At 70.2% G+C, this 17,981-nt stretch carries 20 protein-coding genes; 8 read left to right on the top strand and 12 right to left on the bottom strand.

Translation table 11 applies throughout. The features are described from left to right. Positions 1-3: 3 nt before the first annotated feature. The 5 genes from BC793_RS10225 to BC793_RS10205 all read left to right on the top strand — a co-directional run bounded on the left by BC793_RS10225 (position 4) and on the right by BC793_RS10205 (position 6,045). Positions 4-1,434: an ABC transporter ATP-binding protein gene (locus BC793_RS10225; protein ID WP_109591661.1), complete on the top strand. Its 1,431-nt coding sequence runs from the start codon at positions 4-6 to the stop codon at positions 1,432-1,434. Further along, positions 1,431-2,231, top strand: coding sequence for an energy-coupling factor transporter transmembrane component T family protein (locus BC793_RS10220; protein ID WP_109591659.1), 801 nt, complete (start codon positions 1,431-1,433; stop codon positions 2,229-2,231). Before BC793_RS10225 ends, BC793_RS10220 begins: the two co-directional genes overlap by 4 nt. A gap of 214 nt (positions 2,232-2,445) precedes the next feature. Next, complete coding sequence (locus BC793_RS10215; RefSeq protein ID WP_109592397.1) at positions 2,446-4,161, top strand: PHP domain-containing protein; 1,716 nt, start codon at positions 2,446-2,448, stop codon at positions 4,159-4,161. Further along, complete coding sequence (locus BC793_RS10210; protein ID WP_239169841.1) at positions 4,158-4,787, top strand: hypothetical protein; 630 nt, start codon at positions 4,158-4,160, stop codon at positions 4,785-4,787. Before BC793_RS10215 ends, BC793_RS10210 begins: the two co-directional genes overlap by 4 nt. A gap of 337 nt (positions 4,788-5,124) precedes the next feature. Continuing rightward, complete coding sequence (locus BC793_RS10205) at positions 5,125-6,045, top strand: methylenetetrahydrofolate reductase (protein WP_109591657.1); 921 nt, start codon at positions 5,125-5,127, stop codon at positions 6,043-6,045. Here BC793_RS10205 and BC793_RS10200 read toward each other — a convergent pair. The 3 genes from BC793_RS10200 to BC793_RS10190 form a co-directional block, all read right to left on the bottom strand. Further along, entirely contained in the window at positions 6,033-7,040 is a 1,008-nt protein-coding gene (locus BC793_RS10200; protein ID WP_158319216.1) for an aldo/keto reductase, read from the bottom strand. The genes BC793_RS10205 and BC793_RS10200 overlap by 13 nt on opposite strands. A 182-nt stretch (positions 7,041-7,222) precedes the next feature. Next, positions 7,223-7,648, bottom strand: a complete 426-nt coding sequence (locus BC793_RS10195) for a PIN domain nuclease (RefSeq protein WP_109591653.1) — start codon at positions 7,646-7,648, stop codon at positions 7,223-7,225. Beyond that, a complete protein-coding gene (locus tag BC793_RS10190; protein WP_109592393.1) occupies positions 7,645-7,851 on the bottom strand; it encodes a DUF2191 domain-containing protein in 207 nt (68 codons plus the stop codon). The genes BC793_RS10195 and BC793_RS10190 overlap by 4 nt, the downstream gene beginning before the upstream one ends. Positions 7,852-7,977: 126 nt before the next feature. On the opposite strand from BC793_RS10190, the gene BC793_RS10185 reads away from it, so the two are divergent. Continuing rightward, a complete protein-coding gene (locus tag BC793_RS10185; RefSeq protein WP_109591651.1) occupies positions 7,978-8,271 on the top strand; it encodes an MTH1187 family thiamine-binding protein in 294 nt (97 codons plus the stop codon). Next, positions 8,268-8,951 carry an HAD family hydrolase gene (locus BC793_RS10180; protein ID WP_239169839.1) on the top strand — a complete coding sequence of 228 codons (684 nt, stop codon included), beginning with the start codon at positions 8,268-8,270 and terminating at the stop codon, positions 8,949-8,951. The genes BC793_RS10185 and BC793_RS10180 overlap by 4 nt, the downstream gene beginning before the upstream one ends. On the opposite strand, the gene BC793_RS10175 is transcribed toward BC793_RS10180, so the two are convergent. Genes BC793_RS10175 through recO form a run of 3 tightly spaced genes read right to left on the bottom strand, consistent with a single transcriptional unit; the run spans position 8,941 to position 11,020 of the window. Beyond that, positions 8,941-9,468: a histidine phosphatase family protein gene (locus BC793_RS10175; RefSeq protein ID WP_109591650.1), complete on the bottom strand. Its 528-nt coding sequence runs from the start codon at positions 9,466-9,468 to the stop codon at positions 8,941-8,943. The two genes, BC793_RS10180 and BC793_RS10175, sit on opposite strands and share 11 nt — an antisense overlap. Further along, a complete protein-coding gene (locus BC793_RS10170) occupies positions 9,465-10,247 on the bottom strand; it encodes an isoprenyl transferase (protein WP_109591648.1) in 783 nt (260 codons plus the stop codon). Before BC793_RS10170 ends, BC793_RS10175 begins: the two co-directional genes overlap by 4 nt. Further along, the gene (gene recO / locus BC793_RS10165) at positions 10,244-11,020 is read right to left on the bottom strand and encodes a DNA repair protein RecO (protein ID WP_109591646.1); all 777 of its coding nucleotides are present in this window, start codon (positions 11,018-11,020) and stop codon (positions 10,244-10,246) included. The genes BC793_RS10170 and recO overlap by 4 nt, the downstream gene beginning before the upstream one ends. 106 nt (positions 11,021-11,126) lie before the next feature. On the opposite strand from recO, the gene BC793_RS10160 reads away from it, so the two are divergent. Further along, positions 11,127-11,894, top strand: coding sequence for a DUF4097 family beta strand repeat-containing protein (locus BC793_RS10160; RefSeq protein ID WP_109591644.1), 768 nt, complete (start codon positions 11,127-11,129; stop codon positions 11,892-11,894). Here BC793_RS10160 and BC793_RS10155 read toward each other — a convergent pair. The 6 genes from BC793_RS10155 to BC793_RS10125 all read right to left on the bottom strand — a co-directional run bounded on the left by BC793_RS10155 (position 11,881) and on the right by BC793_RS10125 (position 17,787). Then, entirely contained in the window at positions 11,881-12,927 is a 1,047-nt protein-coding gene (locus BC793_RS10155) for an acyltransferase family protein (protein WP_109591642.1), read from the bottom strand. The two genes, BC793_RS10160 and BC793_RS10155, sit on opposite strands and share 14 nt — an antisense overlap. A gap of 82 nt (positions 12,928-13,009) precedes the next feature. After that, complete coding sequence (era, locus tag BC793_RS10150; RefSeq protein WP_109591640.1) at positions 13,010-13,960, bottom strand: GTPase Era; 951 nt, start codon at positions 13,958-13,960, stop codon at positions 13,010-13,012. A gap of 548 nt (positions 13,961-14,508) precedes the next feature. Continuing rightward, on the bottom strand, positions 14,509-14,868 hold the full coding sequence (locus BC793_RS10140; RefSeq protein WP_109591636.1) for a cytidine/deoxycytidylate deaminase family protein: 360 nt from the start codon (positions 14,866-14,868) through the stop codon (positions 14,509-14,511). Beyond that, complete coding sequence (locus BC793_RS10135; protein WP_109591634.1) at positions 14,861-16,210, bottom strand: hemolysin family protein; 1,350 nt, start codon at positions 16,208-16,210, stop codon at positions 14,861-14,863. The genes BC793_RS10140 and BC793_RS10135 overlap by 8 nt, the downstream gene beginning before the upstream one ends. 2 nt (positions 16,211-16,212) lie before the next feature. Beyond that, entirely contained in the window at positions 16,213-16,683 is a 471-nt protein-coding gene (gene ybeY, locus BC793_RS10130; protein WP_109591632.1) for an rRNA maturation RNase YbeY, read from the bottom strand. Between the two features lie 24 nt (positions 16,684-16,707). Further along, a complete protein-coding gene (locus tag BC793_RS10125; RefSeq protein WP_203896104.1) occupies positions 16,708-17,787 on the bottom strand; it encodes a PhoH family protein in 1,080 nt (359 codons plus the stop codon). Positions 17,788-17,981: the final 194 nt, after the last annotated feature.

Raw genomic sequence — 17,981 nt, 5'->3', positions numbered from 1 at the left:
TACATGAGTGACGTTCAGCTCCGTGACTTCGGGTGGCGGCACGCCGGTCGCCGCGCCTGGGCGGTCCGCGGGCTGGACCTGGAGGTCCGGCACGGCGAGCGGGTGCTCCTGCTCGGTCCCTCGGGGGCCGGCAAGAGCACGCTGCTCGCCGCACTCGCCGGGCTGCTGCCCTCCGACTCCGGCGAGTCCGAGGGCACGATCCGCATCGACGGGCTCGACCCGCGCAAGGCCCGCGAACGCGTCGGCATCCTCTTCCAGGACCCGCAGACCCAGATCGTGATGGCCCGCAGCGGCGACGACGTGGCGTTCGGGCCGGAGAACCGGGGCGTACCGGCCGGTGAGATCTGGCCACGGGTGTCCGACGTGCTGGATCGCGTCGGTTTCCCGTACTCCATCAACCGCCCGACCGCCGCCCTCTCCGGCGGCGAGGCGCAGCGTCTCGCCCTGGCCGGCGTCCTCGCTCTGCGCCCCGGTCTGCTGCTGCTCGACGAGCCGACCGCCAACCTGGACCCGCCGGGCGCCGCGCTCATCCGCGACGCGGTGGCCCGGGCCACCGGCCCGGAGACCACGCTGATCATCGTGGAACACCGGGTCGCCGAGGCACTTCCGCTCGTCGACCGGGTGGTGGTCCTGGAGCCGGGCGGCGGCGTCCGCGCCGACGGCACGCCCGAGCTGATCTTCGCCGCCTACGGCGACAAACTCGCTGACGAGGGCGTCTGGGTGCCGGGTTTCCCTGCCGCACCGCTCAAGGCCACGTCAAAGGCGACCCCCGATCTGGTACGCGCCACGCGTGCCGAGGTGAGCGGACGTCTCGGCCCCGTCACCATCGAAGCCGGAGGCGGCGAGGTCCTGGCCGTGACCGGGCCGAACGGCGCCGGCAAGTCGACCCTGGCACTGCTGCTGGGCGGGCTGCTCGCGCCCACGTCCGGCCGGGTCGAGGCGTTCGGTGACAAACGTCCGCCGCACCGGTGGCGGGCCGCGACACTGGCCGGCCGGATCGGTTCGGTCTTCCAGAACCCGGAGCACCAGTTCGTCACGTCCCGGGTCGTCGACGAGCTGGCCCTCGGGCCACGACGACTGGGCCGCTCCCCCGCCGACGTCGAGCGGATCGTCGGTGAGCTGCTCGAACGGCTCCGGCTGACCCACCTCGCGGAGGCCAACCCGTACACCCTGTCCGGTGGGGAGGCACGGCGGTTGAGCGTGGCGACGGCCCTGGCCACCGCACCCCGGCTGCTCGTGCTCGACGAACCCACCTTCGGCCAGGACCGGCGCACCTGGCGGGAACTCGTCGACCTGCTCGCCGGGTTACGTGACGACGGGCACGGGATCATCGCCGTCACCCATGATGACGCGTTCGTGCGTACCCTCGCGGATCGGACCGTGCCCCTCGGCGCGCCGGAACCGGACCCGCTGCCCCGGCGGACACGGCCGTGACCCTCTCGTTCGCGCCGGTCGCCGACCCGTCGGCACCACTCGCCCGCCGCAACCCGGTCGCCAAGGCCGGCGCCGCGCTGCTCTTCTCACTGCCGTTGATCGCCACGATGGACCCGTTCACGCCGGCCGTCGCGCTCGCCGTCGAGATGCTCGTGCTGCCGTTCTTCGGGGTACGGCTCGGCGTCGTCGCCCGGCGTGCCGCGCCGCTGCTGCTCGCCGCCGTCGGCGTCCTGATCACGATGGTGCTGTTCGCCGCCGATCGCGGTGGTGAACTGCTGGTGTCGCTCGGCCCGGTCGACGTCACCACCGGGGTGCTGTCCACCGCCGGCGCCCTCGTCCTGCGGATCTTCGCGGTGGCACTGCCCGGCATCGTGGTGTTCGCCACCACCGACCCGACCGACCTGGCCGACGCGCTGGTACAGAACGCGAAGGCGCCGGCCCGCTTCGCGATCGGGGCCCTCGCCGCGTTCCGGCTGGTACCACTGCTCGGCGACGAGTGGCGGTCGCTCAGCCTGGCCCGCCGCGCCCGCGGTGTCGACGCCGGCCGCAACCCGGTGGCCACGGTGCGGCTCTTCGCGTCGACGGCGTTCGCGCTGCTGGTCGGAGCGTTGCGGCGCGGAGTGCGGCTGGCGGTGGCGATGGACGCGCGCGGCTTCGACTCCGGAACCCCCCGGACGTACGCCCGGCGGCAGCATTTCACCCCCGCCGACACCGCCCTGCTCGTCCTGTCGCTGCTCGCCGCACTCCTGATCCTGGCCGCGTCGATGGCCCTCGGCTTCTTCCACCCGGTCGTCTGACCCCACCGCCAACCCGGCTGCCTCCCACCGCTGCCTGAACTCACCGTCAACCCGGCTGGCTCTCACCGCCGCCTGAGCTCACCGTCAACCCCGGCTGGCTCTCACCGCTGCCTGAACTCTGCTGAGACAGCGGTGGCGACCAGCTGAACATTCTTCGCCTTCAGGTCACTGCACCGACAACGGATGTTGTCCTGTTCGGACGAGGGTGACCGCCATGGGTCACGGCCACGATCATCTTCACGACCATTCGCACGCCACAGCCGCCGGGGGCGACCTCCCCGAGGCTCTCGATCTCTCCATTCCCGCCGCCGAGCTGGCGCCGTCCGACGCGTCGCGCCGCCGCTTCCTGCTCGGCGCGGGACTCCTCGGCGCCGGTGCGGCCGCCTCGGTCCTCGCCCAGCCGGGCGCCGCCGAGGCCGCCGGGCTCCCGCACACCCACGACCCCGTGGGCGGCGGCACCGCCAAGGGCGGGTTCAGGTTCCTGGCGGGTGATCATCACATCCACACCCAGTACAGCTCGGACGCCCAGTACCGGGTCCTCGACCAGGCGCAGAAGGGCCACGCGTACGGCCTGGACTGGCTGGTCATCACCGACCACGGCAGCGCCACCCACGCCAAGATCGGTGTGGACAAGGTCAACCCGGACATCGTCAAGACCCGCTCCGCACTTCCCGAGCTCCTGACCTTCCAGGGTCTGGAGTGGAACATCCCGGCCGCCGAGCACGCCACCGTCTTCGTGCACCCGGGCCGCAACGAGGTCGACGTGCTCAAGAGATTCGAGAACGCGTACGACGGCTCGATGCTGCCCTCGACCAACACCGCGGCGCAGAACGAGGCCCTGGCCATCGCCGGCATCCAGTTCCTCGGTGAGCAGGTCCGCAAACGCAAGATCGACGGTGCGCTGTTCTTCGCCAACCACCCGGCCCGGCGCGGCATCGACTCCCCGCACGAGATCCGCAACTGGCGCGACGCCGACCCCACGGTCGCCGTCGGCTTCGAAGGCGCGCCCGGCCACCAGGCCGCCGGCATCCCCGCCCCGAACGGCCGCGGCGGCGCCCGTGGCTACTACGACAACAACCCGTCGGCCGCGTCGTTCGCCGGCTACCCGCTGGAGAGTTACCGCACGTGGGGCGGCTTCGACTGGATGACCGCCACCGTCGGCGGCCTCTGGGACAGCCTCCTCGCCGAGGGCAAGGCGTGGTGGATCACCGTCAACTCGGACAGCCACGTCAACTACCTCGACCAGACCGGCCGCGGGCCCGGCAGCGACTTCGACGCCAACGGTAAGTACAACGACCCCGTCTACACCGGCACGATCAACACGCAGGCCGGCGACTTCTGGCCCGGCTACTACGGCCGGACCAACGTGGGCGCGTCGTCGTTCTCCTACAAGGCGGTCATGGACGGCCTGCGCGCCGGCCGGGTCTGGGTCGACCACGGACGCCTCATCAAGGGCCTCGACGCCCGGGTCCGCGTGACCGGCGACCGTCGCGGCCACACCGGAACCCCGCTCGGCGGTGTCCTCCGGGTCAAGCGCGGCACCTCCACCGAACTGGTCCTCGACATCGACCTCCAGGACATCCCGAACTGGGCCGGCTTCGTGGCCGCCCTCAAGCGCGTCGACGTGATCGTCGGCACGGTCACCGGCCCGGTCACCGACAAGGACACCTTCACCACCCCGAACACCCGGGTGGTCAAGTCCTTCGAGGTCACCCGGACCAGCGGGCGGATCTCGTTCACCTACGACCTGGGCCGCCTGGACAAGCCGTTCTACCTGCGGGTCCGCGGCACCGACGGCAACCGCACCCAGCCCGGTCTGCTCGGCACCGCGGTCGACCCGTACGGTCCGCAGCTCGACGTCGTCGGCTCCGCCGACCCGTGGGGCGACCTGTGGTTCTACACCAACCCCATCTGGGTCCTGCCCCGATGACTCCCTACCCGACAACCGGAGCCCCGGCCGCTGAGGCGGCCGGGGCCACCCGGCCCGCACCTCCCCGCACACCGGCCACCCGGCCGGTCCCGTCCCAGCCGTCCCCGTCGTTCTACCGGGACGCCCCTCGGCACGGGTCCGCCCCCGCGGGGACTGCGCGGATCGTCGGGGTCAGCCTGGGGCACGCCACGCTCGCCGAGGCGGATCACTGGATCCAGGCGCTGGTGCCGGCGCCGGTGCTCGCCTGCACGCACCTGGTGAGCGAGCCGTTTCCGCACGTCGCGATCAGCCTGCTCACCGCTCATTCGTTCTCGACGGTCCCGGAGCTCACCGTCGCCGCCGCCACTGCCGCGGCCGGGCGATTCGGGCGGGCGGTCCGCTTTCCCGGCGTCGAACGCCTGATCGGCCCGCTCACGGTCAGCGAGATCCTCCAGCGCAGCTCGATAGCCCGGGTCGAGATTCTCGGCAGCGGCCCGGCCGCCCCGGACACCATCGTCGAGACCGGCGACTTCGTCCGCCCGCAGTTCCGCGACGGCGAACTGATACTGGTCACCACCCCTGCTGCGGGCGGAAAGCTGGTCCCGTTCGAGACACGCACCCCCACGCCCTGCTGCGCCGACCACTGACCTGAAGCCCGCACCGGCTGGTCGCCAGTGCCGCCGCCGAACACCCGCACAGCCCTGACGACCAGCCGGCCGCTGCTGCCGACCACCCACCGGTTACGACTGCCGGCCGCCGGCTGCCGGCCACCGCTTGTCAGCCACCACCGCCGGCCACCGCTTGTCAGCCACCACCGCCGGCCACCGCTTGTCGGCCACTGCTGTCGGCCATGTGGGAGCACCGGGAACAGGCTCGATGCTTTTTGTGTGGATGGGGGCTGGTGGCCGTACCGCTGAGGTTCGCTCTTCGGGATGGGGTGTGTGCGGTGACCGGCCCGCATCGCCGGGCCCCTAGGGTTGTCGCATGTCTCGTCACCCCCTGCCGCAGCTTCTGGCGGAGGCGCGCAGCGGCGTGCTGGTGTTCAGCATCACACCGCCACGGCGCAGCGCCACCGAGGAGCGGATCAAGGAGATCGCCGAGGTCACGCTGGACCGGCTCGCCGCCCTCGACCTCGATGGCCTGATCTTGTATGACATCGACGACGAATCCGATCGGAACCCGGAGGATCGGCCGTTCCCGTATCTGCCGACCCTCGATCCGGGCCGCTTCTACGCCGAGCACCTGACCGGGTGGCGACAGCCGGTGATCATCTACCGGTGTGTCGGCAAGTATTCGGAGGAGGAGCTACGCGACTGGATGGCCGGCGCCGACTCGCGGGTTCTGAGCGTTTTCGTCGGCGCGTCGTCGGGCGGTAAGGCGGTCCGCACCGGGCTGCGCCGGGCCCAGGAGTTGCGCGCCGAGGTGCGACCGGACCTGCCGCTCGGCGCTGTCGCGATCGGCGAGCGCCCCGACGAGCATCTGCGCATGCTCGCCAAGCAGGAACGGGGCGCGTCGTTCTTCGTGAGCCAGGTCGTCTATCACGTCAACGACATGAAGAACCTGCTCAGCGACTATTTCTATGAGTGCCGGGCCCGCGACGCCGCAGCTCGGACGGTGATCTTCACTCTGTCGTTGTGCGGGTCGCCGAAGACGCTGGAGTTCGTCCGGTGGCTGGGTGTCGACGTCCCCCGCTGGTTGGAGAATTCGATCCGGCACGCGGACGACCCCTTGGCCGAGTCCTATCGGCAGTGTGTGGCGATCGCCCGCGATCTGATCGACTTCTGCGAGCACCTCGGCCTGCCCTACGGCTTCAACGTCGAAAGCGTGTCGATCCGCAAGGCCGAGATCGAGGCCAGCATCGATCTCGCCGCCGATGTGTCGGGCATGCTCCGTTACCGTCGCTGATCCATTTCGGCCATCTCCTCAGCGGTGAGCCGCAACGCCCCGGCGGCGACGTTCTCCTCCAGGTGAGCGACGTCGCCGGTGCCCGGGATCGCGAGCACGTGCGCGCCCTGCTGCAACGTCCAGGCCAGCCGCACCTGATGACCGGTGACCCCACGGGCCGCAGCGATCCGCCACTCCGCCCCGGGCCCCACCTCCGAACCGGTTCCCCGCACCGTCGCGGCTTCAGGAACCGTTGCGGCCTCCGGAACCGTCGCCGCCTCCCGGACCGTTCCGGTCTCCTGAACCGTTCCGCGCTCCTGTTCCGGCCGGGTCCCCTGAACCGTTCCGGTCTCCTGTTCCGGTCGGGCCTCCCGTTCTGATCCGGCTTCCCGCGCCGCTCTGGGCACCGGGCCGCCCTCACGGTCGGCGCCGGCGATCGTGAAGAAGGGCACGAAGGCGATCTTCTGCTCGCCGCATTTCCGCAGCAGTTCGAGATGCCGGCGAAGGTCCACGGCGAAGGCGTTCTGCACGCACACGACGGGAGCGATGCCCCGCGCGGCCTCGACGTGTTCCCACCGCACATTGGAGAGTCCGAGGTTCCGGATCAGCCCTTCGGAACGCATCGCGGCCAGCGCCTTGAACCGTTCGGCGACCTCTTCCGGTTCGGCCGGCCGAACGATTCGCAGATTGACCAGGTCAAGCGTCTCCACACCGAGCCGGCGCAGATTCTCCTCCACCTGCCGGCGCAGGCGCCCGGCGGTGACCGCTTCACCCCAACTGCCGTCCGGCAGCCGATCCGGTCCAACTTTCGTCGCGATGAAAAGCCCTTCCGGGTACGGCCGAAGCCCGTCCCGAATCAACTCCGCCGCATACCGAACCTCCCCCGCTTCCCCGTCGAGGATCCCGCCCGGCGAAAAGTAGAAAGCCGCCGTGTCGATGTGATCGACCCCGAGTTCAACGGCCCGCCGCAACACTCGAACCGCAAGCTCCCGATCCCTCCGAACGGTGAGCCGCATCGACCCGAACCCCATCCGGTTGACAACCCGATCCCCGAGCCGCCACTGCCCCGCCACCGACGCATCGATTCGCTCCGCTACCACTCGGCGAACCTACGCAGCCCCTCCCCCGAACGCACTCATCCACCCACCCGATACCGACAAACGTCAATCACTGATAGTTTTCAGACAGTGGGAATGCCTCAGTCAACCGTTCCCGGCTCCGCGATCCACCGCACCGGCTGACCGGTCACTTCAGCGACTCGCACGAAGTCCCGGTCGTAGTGCAGCAATGTCAGACGATGCCGTTCAGCCGTGACAGCGGTCAGAAGGTCGACCGGCCCCGCGGATCTATGCGCCCCTTTCTCGGACAGCGCCGTCTGCAGCTGAGAGGCCTGTTCGAAAACGCCATCGGGCATGACGACCCAGCTGAACATCCGCCGGATCAGCTTCTCCTGATGTTGCCGATCGCTGTGCGAACGAGCCGTGTAGAGCAACTCGATCTCCGTGATGGCACAGGTTGCGATCAACCCGTCCGTCACAGTCCGCCCCCACTGTTCAAGGACGTCGGGACTACGGAACAACCGGATCAGCGCGCTGGTGTCGATCAGGTATTCCGCTCCACTCACGGACGATGCCGCTTGTCAAGCAACTCGTCGAATTGGCCGGTCCTGGCGATCTCCACCATTTCGGCCAGCGCTCGGGCTCGCTGGGCACGAACAGCAGCGTCGCGCAGAGCTGCGTTGACGGTGTCGCCCGGGGTACTCGTCCCGAACCACTCCGCCGCGTCAGCCAACGCCTCGTCATCGAGATCGACCAGGTTCTTGGTCATCAGGTCTCCCATGCGGCAATCAACTCCCTCAGCTTAAACAACTAGTCGGACGCCATCTGGTCGCCTATCCAGACTAGTCGCCAGTATTGATCGACTCAAGCGGCAACCGGCTGGGAGGATGGGGGCATGCTGGTTGCCTTCTCCGTCACGCCCATCGGGGCCGGTGAGTCCGTCGGGGACGCCGTCGCCGAGGCGGTCCGCGTGGTCCGGGCCTCCGGGCTCCCGAACCGGACCGATGCCATGTTCACCACGATCGAGGGCGAGTGGGACGAGGTGATGGCCGTGGTCAGACAGGCCGTCGACGCCGTCGCGAAGGTCTCGCCTCGGGTCAGTCTCTCGTTGAAGGCGGATGTCCGGCCGGGTGTCACCGGCGCGCTGACCGCCAAGGTCGAGCACATCGAGCGGGTGCTCGGCCAGTGAGACGGCTGGTGATGTGGGACATCGACTACACCCTGCTGCGCGGCGGCGGGGTCGCCGCCAAGGCCTGGCGGGCCGCGTTCACCGAGCTGACCGGGGTGGCCTGGCGGGACACGCCGGTCTTCGGCGGGCGCACCGACACGGACATCTGCACCGAGGTGTTCGCCTCGCACGGGGTGACCGACTGCACGCACGAGCGGTTCTTCGCCCGTTATGTCGAGGCGGTGCACGAGATCAGGCACGAGTTCACGGTGCAGGGGCAGTTGATGCCGGGGGTCCGTGCGGTGCTGGCCCGCCTGGGTGACGACCCGCAGGTGGTGCAGACGCTGGTGACGGGCAACGTGCCGGAGGTGGCCGCGATCAAGGTGGCGGCGTTCGGCCTGGACGGCTCGTTCGACGCGGAGATCGGCGGTTACGGCACCGACGACAGCGTGCGGGCCACGCTGGTGCGCCGCTGCATGGAGCGGGCCCGCGCCAAGTACCGCGAGGATTTCGCGCCGGTGGTGATCGGCGACACGGTGCACGATGTGACGGCGGCGCTGGCGAACGACGCGGTGGCGATCGCGGTCGCGACGGGCGCGACCGCGGCACCGGACCTGGCCGCCGCGGGCGCGCATGTGGTGCTACCGGACCTGAGCGACCTGGACGCTGCGATCAGAAGCGTGAAGACCCTTACAACCTGAGTTCCGGTGGCGAGCCGGTCCACCGGAGTTGCCCGGGCAGGTGGGACAGGTCGTTGAAGACGATCACCCGGGTACGCCCGCCGGGGAAATACCGGATCACGGTGAGCCCGGTGTTGGCCGGGATGACGTCGCGCCATCGTGACTCCGGTGTCTCCAGCGCGTCCCGGAGGAACCACGCCACCTGGAACGCGTGCGTGATCACCAGCTCATGGGTCTCCGCCACCGACGGGCCGGTGAAGCGGGTGATCATCGCGGCGGAGGCGGCCGGCTCGTCGGTCGGGAAGCGGTCGTCGAGCTCCTCGGCGACCTGGACCGGCACCCCCGGCAGGTGAGCCGACACGATCGCGGCGGTCCGCACCGCCCGTGGCAGCGGGCTGTGACTGATCGTCGCGAGAGGCACCCCGCTGAGCCGTTCACCGAGGAGGGCGGCCTGCCGCTCGCCGGCCGCGCTCAGCCCGGACTGGTCAGCGGTGGCCTCGGCGTGCCGGGCGATCCAGAGGTGCCGGACACCGGTCACGTGGGGCTGACCGGGTTCGGCAGGGCACCGCCGAAACGCCGGTCACGCTGGGCGAACAGCTCACACGCATACCACAGGTGGCGGCGGTCGAAGTCGGGCCAGAGCGTGTCCAGGTAGACCATCTCCGCGTACGCCGACTGCCAGAGCAGGAAGTTCGACGTACGCTGCTCGCCGGACGGCCGCAGGAACATGTCCACCTCGGGGATCTCCGGGTGGTACAGGTATTTCGCGATGGTCTTCTCGGTGATCCTGTCGGCCTTGAGCTTGCCGGCCACGACGTCCCGTGCGATGGCCGCGGTCGCATCGGCGATCTCGGCCTGACCGCCGTAGTTGACGCAGAACTGCAGCGTCAGCTTGGTGTTGTGCCGGCTCATCTCCTCGGCGGTCTGCAACTCGGAGATGACGCTCTTCCACAGCCGCCCGGCCCGCCCGGACCAGACGACCCGCACGCCGAGGTCGACGAGCTGGTCGCGGCGGCGGCGGATGACGTCGCGGTTGAAGCCCATCAGGAAGCGCACCTCCTCGGGCGAGCGCTTCCAGTTCTCGGTGGAGAACGCGTAGGCCGACAGGTACGGGATACCGATCTCGATGGCGCCCTCGATGGTGTCGAAGAGCGAGTGCTCCCCCTGCTCGTGCCCCTTGGTCCGGGACAGCCCGCGCTCCTTGGCCCAGCGGCCGTTGCCGTCCATGACGATGGCCACGTGTTTCGGCAGGGCCGCCGACGGCAGCCGGGGTGGCCGGGCACCGGAGATGTGAGGGGTGGGCGGACGCGGGCTCAAGGGTTCAACTCCCGTCGATCGACAAGCGGGAGCGAGCGCAGCGCCCGCTCCATGTGCCATTGCAGGTGGGCCGCGACCAGTCCGCTGCACTCGCGGCGCACCGACGGCGCGGACGCGTCCGCGATCGTCCAGTCGCCGGAGGTGAGGGCGGACATCAGGCCGAGAGTGTCCGGGCTGGGGTGTGCGGAGCCGGGTGGCCGGCAGTCGGGGCAGACTGCGCCTCCGGCCGGCACCGAGAACGCCGCGTGCCGTCCGGGAGTGCCGCAGACCGCGCACTCGACGATCGCCGGGGCCCACCCGGCGACCGCCATCGCGCGCAGCAGGTAGGCGTCGAGCACCAGGCTGCCCGAGTGCTCAGCGGTGGAGAGGGCCTTGAGCGCGCCGAGGGTGAGCTGGAAGAGCCGCAGCGCGGGCTCCCGCTCGACCGGGGTGAGCCGCTCGGCGGTCTCGCAGATCGCGCTGGCGGCGGTGTAGCGCGGGTAGTCGGTGAGCAGGTTCTTACCGTAGAGGGTGACCGCCTCGACCTGGCTGACCGAGTGCAGCGAGCTGCCCAGGCCCTCGGGGGAGCCGGCCAGTTGCAGGTCGATGTGCCCGAACGGTTCGAGCCGGGCGCCGAACCGGGACGAGGTGCGGCGCACGCCCCGGGCGACGGCGCGCAACCGGCCGTGACGGCGGGTCAGCAGGGTGACGATCCGGTCGCTCTCGCCGAGTTTCTGCACACGCAGGACCACCGCGTCGTCGCGGTAGAGCTGGCGGCGGTATCCGGCGGGCACCCCGCCATTCTGCCCCCTGCCTACGACAGACCCTGACCCGGATCTCAGGGTCGTCTAGGGGACGGGACCGATGGCTAAACGAAAAAAGCAGAAATAGCGTCAGTGCATGACCCGCAGAGTTGCCCTGATCCTCGCCGCCGTCTCGGTCGGCGCCCTGGCCGGCTGTGACGGCGTGGTGGGCGCTCGGATGACCTTCGACGACGTCGAGAAGACCAAGATCACTGAGATCGTGCTGAGCGGTGACGCCGGCAACGTCACGGTGGAGACGGACGCCTCGGCAACCGAGACCCACATCCGCCGGGTGATCTACGGTGGCACCGATCCGGGCGGCTCCTACCAGCTGGCCGGTGGCGTGCTGACGCTGGACAGCGAGTGCGGCCGTGACTGCCGGGTCGACTTCGTGATCACCGCACCGCCCGGTGCGGCGGTCAAGGGCGAGCTGCGCTCCGGCGACGTGATGCTGCGCGGGACCGGCCCGGTGGATCTGAGACTGACGTCCGGCGGCGTGATGGTGGAGAACGGCACCGGCCCGGTCAAGGTGCGGACGACCTCGGGTGATCTCAACGTGATCGGCGGCACCGAGGTGAGTGTCGAGTCGCACTCCGGCGATCTCTCCGTGCTGGACGTGGCCGGCCCGGTGACCGCCCGGACGACCAACGGCGACATCGATCTCAAGCTGTCCGCGGCGGCGTCGGTGACCGCCACGGTGAGCAGCGGTGACGTCAACCTGATGGTGCCCGCCGGGGACTATCGGGTGCGCGCCGTGACCGGCTCGGGCGAGCAGGAGATCTTCGGGATCACCGACAACCCGACGTCGGACAAGGTGCTGGAGTTGCGGGCCGGCAGCGGTGACCTGCGAGTCAGCGGAGGCTGACGGCCGGTTCCGGCTCGCGCCGACCGGCCGGTGCCGGTGAGACGGGGACGGGGATCCGCCGGCCGGGCAGCAGCACCGGGGGCCGGCCGGCGGCCACGTCCTCGATCCAGCCGACGGCGACGATCAGGCAGGCCAGGAGGACGGCGACGACGGTGAGGCGCCAGCTGATGCCGACCCAGCCGACGATCGGCAGACCGTGCCGCTCACCGAAGTGGGTGACCGCCACGACCACCGGCACGTGCCACAGATAGATCGTGAGAGCGCGTGCGTTGAGCACGGTCAGGACCCGGTTCCCGCCGATCACCGGCCGGACGCAGCCGAGCGCGATCAGGATGAACGCGGCCGACCAGAGGGCGTTGCCGAGCGGGATGTCGTTGAGGTCCCACCCGCGTGGGCCGGGGTGGGCGGCGATCCAGGCGACGGCCGCGACGGCGACGGCCGCGGCGATACCGAGCAGCCGCCGGCGGCCGAGCCGTTCCAGGTGGCCGTCGTGGTGGGCGAAACCGAGCAGCCACGCCCCGCCGTAGAGGGCGAGGCTCTGCGCCACCGGCGGCACGGTCAGCCCGGCCACCGTGATCACGATCAGGACGAGGTACGGCGTGACGATCGTCGCCAGCGGGAACCGGCGGTAGACCGGCAGCACCAGCGGGGAGAGCAGCACCATCCAGAGGAAGTCACGCAGATACCAGGTGTGGCTGAGGCCCTGGACCCACCAGCCGGTCGCCTCCGGCGTGTCGATCGGGAAGCCCCAGAGCAGGAGCATCGTGTTCCAGGTGGAGGTGCCGGTGGCCAGCATCGCGGCGACCGCGATCGCGGCGAGCACCCACAGCGACGGCAGCAGGCGGCGGATCCGGCGCTCGACCGCCCACACCCCGAACCGGTCCAGCGAGGCCGCCATGAGCGACCCCGCCAGTGCGAACATGACCGACATCGCGGGGAGAACCACGGTGAACGCGGCCCACCCCGTGACGTGATAGATCACAACCCGGACGGTGGCCACGGCACGCAGCAGGTCCAGGTACCGGTTTCGCATGGCCCAAGGTGTTACCCGTGCCCCGGTAACCTGTGCAAACTATGGTGAAGTTCACCATAGTCAGCAAATGTCCACGTTTCGATCAGAAACCGAGCTTACGCAGCTGTTTGGGATCCCGCTGCCATTCCTTCGCCACTCGAACGTGGAGGTCCAGGTAGATCCGCCGGCCGAGCAGCTGTTCGATCTCCGCGCGGGCCTTCGTGCCGACCTCTTTGAGCCGGGTGCCGCGGGATCCGATCACGATCGACTTCTGACTGTCGCGCTCGACGTAGATGTCCGCGAAGATCCGGGTGAGGTTGCCCTCCACCAGCATCTCCTCGACGAGCACGGCGATCGAGTGCGGCAGCTCGTCACGGACGCCCTCCAGCGCCGCCTCCCGGATCAGCTCGCCGATCAGCACCTGCTCGGGCTCGTCGGTGAGCACATCGTCCGGGTAGAGCTGCGGCGACTCCGGCATGTGCCGGATCATCGCATCGGTCAGGTTCTCCACCTGGTGCCCGGAGACCGCGCTGACCGGGATGATCTCCGCGAAGTCGTACAGCTCGGCGACGGCGAGCAGCCGCTGCGCCAGAGTCTGCGGGTCGACCAGGTCCACCTTGGTCACCACGGCGATGACCTTGGCCTTGAGCGCACTGACCTCCGACGAGATGAACCGGTCGCCGCGCCCGATCGGCTCGTCCGCCGGGAAGCACACGCCGATCACGTCGACCTCGCTCCACACCTCACGGACCAGGTCGTTCAGACGCTCGCCGAGCAGGGTCCGGGGGCGGTGCAGACCCGGCGTGTCGACCAGCACGAGCTGCGCGTCCGGCCGGTGCAGGATGCCGCGGATCACGTGCCGGGTGGTCTGCGGCTTGTTCGAGGTGATCGCGATCTTCTGCCCGACGATGGCGTTGGTCAGGGTCGACTTGCCGGCATTCGGCCGACCGACGAAACAGGCGAAACCCGCACGGTAGACGTCGTCTTGCGGTGCGACGGCACTCGCGGCCTTGTGCCGGTGCTTCTTCCTTGCGAACCCTTTGCCGGTACGCACGTCGCCGTCACCAGGAACAGCAGCCGGTCCCCGGGAGCCGGCGGCGATCCCGGCCTTACCCGTAGGCCCGGCCGGAGCACCGTCTCCACGGGGCGCCTTCGTGCTCTGACCAGCCGCGGCACCAGCGCTCCGGCCGGCCACGGCACCGCCCCCACGGAACGACTTCGAACCCTGACCGGCACCGCCACCACGGCCGGCCGCAGCACCGCCCGCACGGGGCGCCTTCGCACCCGGACCGTCGGCAGAGCCGGCTTTACGCGTACCGGAGAGGCCCGGAGCGCTGCCCCCGGCGGACCCGCCGGGTTTGCGCCCACGCTGCTCGCCGCCCTGCTCCTCGGCCCGCCGGGCCGCCCGCCGCTCCTGCCGCCGCAGCTCATTGCGCTCCCCGGCGGTGAGACGCCGCTCACCCTGGGCGGGCCGCGTCTCCCCCGCAGCCGGCCGCGGCGAACCCGCACCCGAATGCTGCGAGCTCGCCGCCGACCGCTGCGAACCCGAAGCCGGACGCTGCGAACCCGCAGCCGGACGCCGCTCCCGCTTCTCCCCGGCCATCACAGGACGACCGTGCCGGACAGCGAGCCGTCCGGGCCGGCCAGGTGCACCGGCGCGTCGGCCGCGAGGTCACGGACCGCCGCGAGGCCGGCGCTCTCCAGCTCGGCGGCCTCGGTGACGACCGCGGCGGCCTCCAGCTTCGTGGCCCCGGCGGACACCGCCTGCGCCACGGCGAGTTGCAGCGCAGTCAGCGTGAGGCTGGTGAGATTCACCGAAGCGGCCGCGTAGGTGCGGCCGTCCTGGTCGCGCACCGCCGCGCCCTCGGCCGCACCCACCCGGGTACGGGAATGGCGCGCAAGGGTCACCAGTTTGGTGTCCTCGGCGCTCAGCGCATCGTCGGCAACGATCTGATCAGGCATCGGCAGGTTGTCTTTCCTCGTTCTCGGCAACGTTCTCATCGTCCTGCTCGGCCCCCGGCTCCGGGCCGATCCGGCGCACCAGCACCGAGTCGATCCGGTTCCGTCGGCCGGTGGTGCCCTCGGCGGTCAGGTGCAGGCCCCTGACCTCGGCTTTCGCACCGGGGATCGGCACTCGGCCCAGGGTCTGCGCGAGCAGGCCACTGACCGTCTCGACCTCTTCGGCGGGCAGCTCGACACCGAACACGTCGCCGAGGTCCTCGATCGGGAGGCGCGCGGCGACCCGGACGGCCCCGTCGTCGAGGTGCTCGATGGGCGGGCGTTCGACGTCGTACTCGTCGGTGATCTCGCCGACGATCTCCTCGAGGATGTCCTCGATGGTGACCAGGCCGGCGGTGCCACCGTACTCGTCGACCACGATGACCAGGTGATTGCGGGCGGCCTGCATCTCGGAGAGCAGGTCGTCGACCGGTTTCGACTCGGGCACGAAGTTCGCCGGGCGCATCGCGTCGGCCACGGCCTGCCCGGTGGCGGCCGGGTCGCCGTTCTGCGTGCGCCGGATCACGTCCTTGAGGTAGAGCACCCCCAGCACGTCGTCGACGCTCTCGCCGATCACCGGGATCCGGGAGAACCCGGACCGCAGGAAGAGGTAGAGCGCCTGCTGCAGGGTCTTCGGCGCCTCGATCCACACCATCTCGGTGCGCGGCACCATCACCTCGCGGGCGATCGTGTCACCGAGAGTGAACACCGAGTGGATCATCTCGCGTTCGCCGTGCTCCACCACGCCCCGCTGCTCGGCCAGGTCGACCAGCTCACGCAGTTCCACCTGGCTACCGAACGGGCCCTCCGGGAACCCCTTGCCCGGGGTGACCGCGTTACCGATCAGGATCAGCAGCTTGGCCAGCGGGTTGAGGACCTTGCCCAGCCAGCGCACCAGCGGGGCGGTCGCGCGGCCCACCGCGTACGCGTGCTGGCGCCCCAGGGTCCGCGGGGCCACCCCCACCACGACGAAGCTGACCAGCGTCATCGCGCCCGCCGACACCAGGGCGGCCTGCCATCCGACGCCCCACGTGTCGACCGCCACCAGCGCCACCAGCGTGGTGGCGGTCAGCTCGCAGAGCAGCCGCAGCAGGAGCAGCAGGTTGACGTAGCGCACCACGTCGGAGGCGACCGCGGCCAGCGCGGCGGCACCCCGTTTCCCCTCCCGGTCCAGTTCGGTGGCCCGGGCGTGGGAGACGGTCGCCAGCGCGGCATCCGTCATCGAGGCCAGGCCGGCGAGCAGCACCAGCAGGACCGCGAGGATGATCAGTTGCAGATCCGGGAGGCCGACCGAGGCGGGGTCCATGATCAGCCGGCTTTGCGTCCGGCACGCCAGCTGTGCAGAAGCTTGTTCTGTAGAGCGAACATCTCCCGCTCCTCCTCCGGCTCGGCATGGTCGTAGCCGAGCAGGTGCAGCGCGCCGTGCACGGTGAGCAGGTGCAGCTCGTCGGCGGCGGCGTGACCGGCGACGGTCGCCTGCTTGGCGGCCACCTCCGGCGACAGCACGATGTCGCCGAGCAGCGCCGGCTCACCGGCCCCGGACTCGCCCGGGCCGTGGTCGACGCTGCCCTCGTCCATCGGGAACGCGAGCACATCGGTCGGGCCGTCACTGCCCATCCACCGATGGTTCAGCTCGGCCATGTAATCGATGTCGACGAGCAGGATCGACAACTCGGCGAGCGGGTTGACCCCCATCTCGTCGAGGGCGTGCCGGGCAACCGCGAGAATCGCGTCGGTGTCGACCTCGACTCCCGACTCGTTGGCGATCTCGATGGACATAGTGGTGCGATTACCCCTTGCGTATCAGCGCCGGCGGCCCGGGGCCCGGCCACTGCTGGCGGCCCGGCCCGGCACGGCGTGGACGGATTGTGCTGCCTGTTGCTCCTGCACGGCGTCGAACCGGGCGTACGCGTCGACGATCTCGGCGACCAGGCGGTGCCGCACCACGTCGGAGCTGGACAGCTCCGCGAAGTGGACGTCCTCGACGTCGCGCAGGATGTCCCGCACGATCCGGAGGCCGCTGGTGGTACCGCCGGGCAGGTCGACCTGGGTGACGTCGCCGGTGACCACGATCTTCGCCCCGAACCCGAGACGGGTCAGGAACATCTTCATCTGCTCGGGCGTGGTGTTCTGTGCCTCGTCCAGGATGATGAAGGCGTCGTTGAGAGTACGGCCACGCATGTACGCCAGCGGCGCGACCTCGATCGTCCCGGCCGCCATGAGGCGCGGGATGGTCTCCGGGTCGAGCATGTCGTGCAGCGCGTCGTAGAGCGGCCGCAGATACGGGTCGATCTTCTCGGTCAGCGTGCCGGGCAGGAAGCCGAGTCGCTCCCCCGCCTCGACGGCCGGCCGGGTCAGGATGATCCGGTTGATCTGCTTGGCCTGAAGCGCCTGCACGGCCTTGGCCATCGCCAGATACGTCTTACCGGTACCGGCGGGGCCGATGCCGAAGACGATCGTGTTCTTGTCGATGGCGTCGACGTAGTGTTTCTGCCCCAGCGTCTTGGGCCGGATGGTGCGCCCGCGCCGGGACAGGATGTTGAGGGTGAGCACCTCGGCCGGCCGCTCGGAGGTGTTCTCCTGAAGCATCCGGAGGGTGCGGCGGACGGCGTCGACGCTGAGCGTCTCGCCCTTCTCGATGAGCTCGATCAGCTCGGAGAAGAGACGCTCCGCGGTCGCGTTCTCGGCCGGATCGCCGGTGATGGTGATCTCGTTGCCGCGGACGTGCACGTCACTGTCGAGGGTGCGCTCGATGAGCCGGAGGATCTCGTCCTTGGCGCCGAGCAGGTTCACCATGATCTTCGGATCATTCACCGAGATCTTGGTCTGCGCCCGCACCGGGCTGGTCGAGCCAGTGCTGGATTCGTTCGGCGTACCGGTCATAGGGTGGCCCGAAGGGCCTCCGCCACCTGCTCTCTTCTTCATCGCCGTCCGGGTCGGGCGGCTCGCTCAAGGATCGTGCCATCCTATCCGCTCGCCCGCCCGCACGCCGATGCCATTATCGCCGGTCCGCTGTTCGAGGCGCCCCGCCGCCCAAGACGGCCCGCCCTCCGAGACGGCCCGCTGTCCGAGACGGC

The sequence above is a fragment of the Actinoplanes xinjiangensis genome, from assembly GCF_003148685.1.
Classification (GTDB): Bacteria; Actinomycetota; Actinomycetes; order Mycobacteriales; family Micromonosporaceae; genus Actinoplanes; species Actinoplanes xinjiangensis.
The sequence above is the reverse complement of the archived record's forward strand: the minus strand, read 5'-3'. Positions and strand labels throughout refer to the sequence as shown.

Bases quoted from the DNA above. Each gene is read 5' to 3' on its own strand.
- BC793_RS10225 (WP_109591661.1), top strand. From the start codon at position 4: ATGAGTGACGTTCAGCTCCGTGACTTCGGGTGGCGGCACGCCGGTCGC.
- BC793_RS10215 (WP_109592397.1), top strand. From the start codon at position 2,446: ATGGGTCACGGCCACGATCATCTTCACGACCATTCGCACGCCACAGCC.
- BC793_RS10210 (WP_239169841.1), top strand. From the start codon at position 4,158: ATGACTCCCTACCCGACAACCGGAGCCCCGGCCGCTGAGGCGGCCGGG.
- BC793_RS10205 (WP_109591657.1), top strand. From the start codon at position 5,125: ATGTCTCGTCACCCCCTGCCGCAGCTTCTGGCGGAGGCGCGCAGCGGC.
- BC793_RS10200 (WP_158319216.1), bottom strand. From the start codon at position 7,040: ATGCGGCTCACCGTTCGGAGGGATCGGGAGCTTGCGGTTCGAGTGTTG.
- BC793_RS10190 (WP_109592393.1), bottom strand. From the start codon at position 7,851: ATGACCAAGAACCTGGTCGATCTCGATGACGAGGCGTTGGCTGACGCG.
- BC793_RS10185 (WP_109591651.1), top strand. From the start codon at position 7,978: ATGCTGGTTGCCTTCTCCGTCACGCCCATCGGGGCCGGTGAGTCCGTC.
- BC793_RS10160 (WP_109591644.1), top strand. From the start codon at position 11,127: ATGACCCGCAGAGTTGCCCTGATCCTCGCCGCCGTCTCGGTCGGCGCC.
- BC793_RS10155 (WP_109591642.1), bottom strand. From the start codon at position 12,927: ATGCGAAACCGGTACCTGGACCTGCTGCGTGCCGTGGCCACCGTCCGG.
- BC793_RS10140 (WP_109591636.1), bottom strand. From the start codon at position 14,868: ATGCCTGATCAGATCGTTGCCGACGATGCGCTGAGCGCCGAGGACACC.
- BC793_RS10135 (WP_109591634.1), bottom strand. From the start codon at position 16,210: ATGGACCCCGCCTCGGTCGGCCTCCCGGATCTGCAACTGATCATCCTC.
- ybeY (WP_109591632.1), bottom strand. From the start codon at position 16,683: ATGTCCATCGAGATCGCCAACGAGTCGGGAGTCGAGGTCGACACCGAC.
- BC793_RS10125 (WP_203896104.1), bottom strand. From the start codon at position 17,787: ATGACCGGTACGCCGAACGAATCCAGCACTGGCTCGACCAGCCCGGTG.